Origin of the sequence: Streptococcus mitis (assembly GCF_002096815.1) — a bacterium.
Taxonomy (GTDB): Bacteria; Bacillota; Bacilli; order Lactobacillales; family Streptococcaceae; genus Streptococcus; species Streptococcus mitis_AD.
In genome coordinates, this window is record NZ_NCVJ01000011.1 from 1 (window position 1) to 5,208 (window position 5,208).

Consider the following 5,208-nt stretch of genomic DNA (forward strand, 5'->3'; position numbering starts at 1 on the left):
CTCTGGTCCGTTGGTCAAGGGGTTAAGACACCGCCTTTTCACGGCGGTAACACGGGTTCGAATCCCGTACGGACTATGGTATGTTGCAGATGGCACACTTGATGAAAAAAGATTTAAAAAAGTTTCAAAAAAGTGTTGACAAGCGAAAGCGACTGTGATATACTAATATAGTTGTCACTTGAGAGAAGCGAGTGACAAAGACCTTTGAAAACTGAACAAGACGAACCAATGTGCAGGGCACTACAACTAAGGTTGTAGTACTGAACAATGAAAAAACAATAAATCTGTCAGTGACAGAAATGAGTGAGAACTCAAACTTTTAATGAGAGTTTGATCCTGGCTCAGGACGAACGCTGGCGGCGTGCCTAATACATGCAAGTAGAACGCTGAAGGAGGAGCTTGCTCTTCTGGATGAGTTGCGAACGGGTGAGTAACGCGTAGGTAACCTGCCTGGTAGCGGGGGATAACTATTGGAAACGATAGCTAATACCGCATAACAGTAGATGTTGCATGACATTTGCTTAAAAGGTGCAATTGCATCACTACCAGATGGACCTGCGTTGTATTAGCTAGTTGGTGGGGTAACGGCTCACCAAGGCGACGATACATAGCCGACCTGAGAGGGTGATCGGCCACACTGGGACTGAGACACGGCCCAGACTCCTACGGGAGGCAGCAGTAGGGAATCTTCGGCAATGGACGGAAGTCTGACCGAGCAACGCCGCGTGAGTGAAGAAGGTTTTCGGATCGTAAAGCTCTGTTGTAAGAGAAGAACGAGTGTGAGAGTGGAAAGTTCACACTGTGACGGTATCTTACCAGAAAGGGACGGCTAACTACGTGCCAGCAGCCGCGGTAATACGTAGGTCCCGAGCGTTGTCCGGATTTATTGGGCGTAAAGCGAGCGCAGGCGGTTAGATAAGTCTGAAGTTAAAGGCTGTGGCTTAACCATAGTACGCTTTGGAAACTGTTTAACTTGAGTGCAAGAGGGGAGAGTGGAATTCCATGTGTAGCGGTGAAATGCGTAGATATATGGAGGAACACCGGTGGCGAAAGCGGCTCTCTGGCTTGTAACTGACGCTGAGGCTCGAAAGCGTGGGGAGCAAACAGGATTAGATACCCTGGTAGTCCACGCCGTAAACGATGAGTGCTAGGTGTTAGACCCTTTCCGGGGTTTAGTGCCGTAGCTAACGCATTAAGCACTCCGCCTGGGGAGTACGACCGCAAGGTTGAAACTCAAAGGAATTGACGGGGGCCCGCACAAGCGGTGGAGCATGTGGTTTAATTCGAAGCAACGCGAAGAACCTTACCAGGTCTTGACATCCCTCTGACCGCTCTAGAGATAGAGTTTTCCTTCGGGACAGAGGTGACAGGTGGTGCATGGTTGTCGTCAGCTCGTGTCGTGAGATGTTGGGTTAAGTCCCGCAACGAGCGCAACCCCTATTGTTAGTTGCCATCATTCAGTTGGGCACTCTAGCGAGACTGCCGGTAATAAACCGGAGGAAGGTGGGGATGACGTCAAATCATCATGCCCCTTATGACCTGGGCTACACACGTGCTACAATGGCTGGTACAACGAGTCGCAAGCCGGTGACGGCAAGCTAATCTCTTAAAGCCAGTCTCAGTTCGGATTGTAGGCTGCAACTCGCCTACATGAAGTCGGAATCGCTAGTAATCGCGGATCAGCACGCCGCGGTGAATACGTTCCCGGGCCTTGTACACACCGCCCGTCACACCACGAGAGTTTGTAACACCCGAAGTCGGTGAGGTAACCGTAAGGAGCCAGCCGCCTAAGGTGGGATAGATGATTGGGGTGAAGTCGTAACAAGGTAGCCGTATCGGAAGGTGCGGCTGGATCACCTCCTTTCTAAGGATAAGGAACTGCGCATTGGTCTTGTTTAGTCTTGAGAGGTCTTGTGGGGCCTTAGCTCAGCTGGGAGAGCGCCTGCTTTGCACGCAGGAGGTCAGCGGTTCGATCCCGCTAGGCTCCATTGGTGAGAGATCACCAAGTAATGCACATTGAAAATTGAATATCTATATCAAATAGTAACAAGAAAATAAACCGAAAACGCTGTAGTATTAAAAGAGTTTATGACTGAAAGGTCAAAAATAAGGTTAAGTTAATAAGGGCGCACGGTGGATGCCTTGGCACTAGGAGCCGAAGAAGGACGTGACAAACGACGATATGCCTTGGGTAGCTGTAAGTAAGCGATGATCCAGGGATTTCCGAATGGGGGAACCCAACAGGTACTACCTGTTACCCGCATCTGTTAAGGATGTGAGGAGGAAGACGCAGTGAACTGAAACATCTAAGTAGCTGCAGGAAGAGAAAGCAAAAGCGATTGCCTTAGTAGCGGCGAGCGAAACGGCAGAAGGGCAAACCGAAGAGTTTACTCTTCGGGGTTGTAGGACTGCAATGTGGACTCAAAGATTATAGAAGAATGATTTGGGAAGATCAGCCAAAGAGAGTAATAGCCTCGTATTTAAAATAGTCTTTGTACCTAGCAGTATCCTGAGTACGGCGGGACACGAGAAATCCCGTCGGAATCTGGGAGGACCATCTCCCAACCCTAAATACTCCCTAGTGACCGATAGTGAACCAGTACCGTGAGGGAAAGGTGAAAAGCACCCCGGGAGGGGAGTGAAATAGAACCTGAAACCGTGTGCCTACAACAAGTTCGAGCCCGTTAATGGGTGAGAGCGTGCCTTTTGTAGAATGAACCGGCGAGTTACGTTATGATGCGAGGTTAAGTTGAAGAGACGGAGCCGTAGGGAAACCGAGTCTGAATAGGGCGGATTAGTATCATGACGTAGACCCGAAACCATGTGACCTACCCATGAGCAGGTTGAAGGTGCGGTAAGACGCACTGGAGGACCGAACCAGGGCACGTTGAAAAGTGCTTGGATGACTTGTGGGTAGCGGAGAAATTCCAAACGAACTTGGAGATAGCTGGTTCTCTCCGAAATAGCTTTAGGGCTAGCGTCGACATTAGAGATTCTTGGAGGTAGAGCACTGTTTGGGTGAGGGGTCCATCCCGGATTACCAATCTCAGATAAACTCCGAATGCCAATGAATTATGGTCGGCAGTCAGACTGCGAGTGCTAAGATCCGTAGTCGAAAGGGAAACAGCCCAGACCACCAGCTAAGGTCCCAAAATAATTGTTAAGTGGAAAAGGATGTGGGGTTGCACAGACAACTAGGATGTTAGCTTAGAAGCAGCTATTCATTCAAAGAGTGCGTAATAGCTCACTAGTCGAGTGACCCTGCGCCGAAAATGTACCGGGGCTAAAACAATTTACCGAAGCTGTGGATACCTTTATAGGTATGGTAGGAGAGCGTTCTATGTGTGATGAAGGTGTACCGTGAGGAGTGCTGGAACGCATAGAAGTGAGAATGCCGGTATGAGTAGCGAAAGACAGGTGAGAATCCTGTCCACCGTAAGACTAAGGTTTCCAGGGGAAGGCTCGTCCGCCCTGGGTTAGTCGGGACCTAAGGAGAGACCGAAAGGTGTATCCGATGGACAACAGGTTGATATTCCTGTACTAGAGTATGTAGTGATGGAGGGACGCAGTAGGCTAACTAAAGCAGACGATTGGAAGTGTCTGTCTAAGCAGTGAGGTGTGATATGAGTCAAATGCTTATATCTATAACATTGAGCTGTGATGGGGAGCGAAGTTTAGTAGCGAAGTTAGTGATGTCACACTGCCAAGAAAAGCTTCTAGCGTTTAAACATACTCTACCCGTACCGCAAACCGACACAGGTAGTCGAGGCGAGTAGCCTCAGGTGAGCGAGAGAACTCTCGTTAAGGAACTCGGCAAAATGACCCCGTAACTTCGGGAGAAGGGGTGCTGACTTTACGTCAGCCGCAGTGAATAGGCCCAAGCAACTGTTTATCAAAAACACAGCTCTCTGCTAAATCGTAAGATGATGTATAGGGGGTGACGCCTGCCCGGTGCTGGAAGGTTAAGAGGAGTGCTTAGCGTAAGCGAAGGTATGAATTGAAGCCCCAGTAAACGGCGGCCGTAACTATAACGGTCCTAAGGTAGCGAAATTCCTTGTCGGGTAAGTTCCGACCCGCACGAAAGGCGTAATGATTTGGGCACTGTCTCAACGAGAGACTCGGTGAAATTTTAGTACCTGTGAAGATGCAGGTTACCCGCGACAGGACGGAAAGACCCCATGGAGCTTTACTGCAGTTTGATATTGAGTGTCTGTACCACATGTACAGGATAGGTAGGAGTCTATGAGATCGGGACGCCAGTTTCGAAGGAGACGTTGTTGGGATACTACCCTTGTGTTATGGCCACTCTAACCCAGATAGGTGATCCCTATCGGAGACAGTGTCTGACGGGCAGTTTGACTGGGGCGGTCGCCTCCTAAAAGGTAACGGAGGCGCCCAAAGGTTCCCTCAGAATGGTTGGAAATCATTCGCAGAGTGTAAAGGTATAAGGGAGCTTGACTGCGAGAGCTACAACTCGAGCAGGGACGAAAGTCGGGCTTAGTGATCCGGTGGTTCCGTATGGAAGGGCCATCGCTCAACGGATAAAAGCTACCCTGGGGATAACAGGCTTATCTCCCCCAAGAGTTCACATCGACGGGGAGGTTTGGCACCTCGATGTCGGCTCGTCGCATCCTGGGGCTGTAGTCGGTCCCAAGGGTTGGGCTGTTCGCCCATTAAAGCGGCACGCGAGCTGGGTTCAGAACGTCGTGAGACAGTTCGGTCCCTATCCGTCGCGGGCGTAGGAAATTTGAGAGGATCTGCTCCTAGTACGAGAGGACCAGAGTGGACTTACCGCTGGTGTACCAGTTGTCTTGCCAAAGGCATCGCTGGGTAGCTATGTAGGGAAGGGATAAACGCTGAAAGCATCTAAGTGTGAAACCCACCTCAAGATGAGATTTCCCATGATTTTATATCAGTAAGAGCCCTGAGAGATGATCAGGTAGATAGGTTAGAAGTGGAAGTGTGGCGACACATGTAGCGGACTAATACTAATAGCTCGAGGACTTATCCAAAGTAACTGAGAATATGAAAGCGAACGGTTTTCTTGGTTTGAATAGATATTCAATTTTGAGTAGGTATTACTCAGAGTTAAGTGACGATAGCCTAGGAGATACACCTGTACCCATGCCGAACACAGAAGTTAAGCCCTAGAACGCCGGAAGTAGTTGGGGGTTGCCCCCTGTGAGATATGGAAGTCGCTTAGCTCTA

Annotated in this window: 2 tRNA genes and 3 rRNA genes; all 5 read left to right on the forward strand. The window is 49.6% G+C overall.

The window, feature by feature from the left end:
* Positions 1 to 4: 4 nt before the first annotated feature.
* The 5 genes from B7696_RS00150 (at position 5) to rrf (ending at position 5,204) form a co-directional block, all read left to right on the forward strand.
* A tRNA-Glu gene (locus B7696_RS00150) sits at positions 5 to 76 on the forward strand.
* 242 nt (positions 77 to 318) lie between these two features.
* Positions 319 to 1,864: ribosomal RNA gene (locus B7696_RS00155) — 16S ribosomal RNA — on the forward strand.
* A gap of 51 nt (positions 1,865 to 1,915) precedes the next feature.
* Positions 1,916 to 1,988: transfer RNA gene (locus tag B7696_RS00160), tRNA-Ala, on the forward strand.
* Between the two features lie 122 nt (positions 1,989 to 2,110).
* A 23S ribosomal RNA gene (locus B7696_RS00165) occupies positions 2,111 to 5,012 on the forward strand.
* A gap of 76 nt (positions 5,013 to 5,088) precedes the next feature.
* Positions 5,089 to 5,204, forward strand: a 5S ribosomal RNA gene (gene rrf / locus B7696_RS00170).
* Together the 16S, 23S and 5S rRNA genes with 2 tRNA genes alongside form the textbook arrangement of a ribosomal RNA operon.
* Positions 5,205 to 5,208 lie beyond the last annotated feature (4 nt).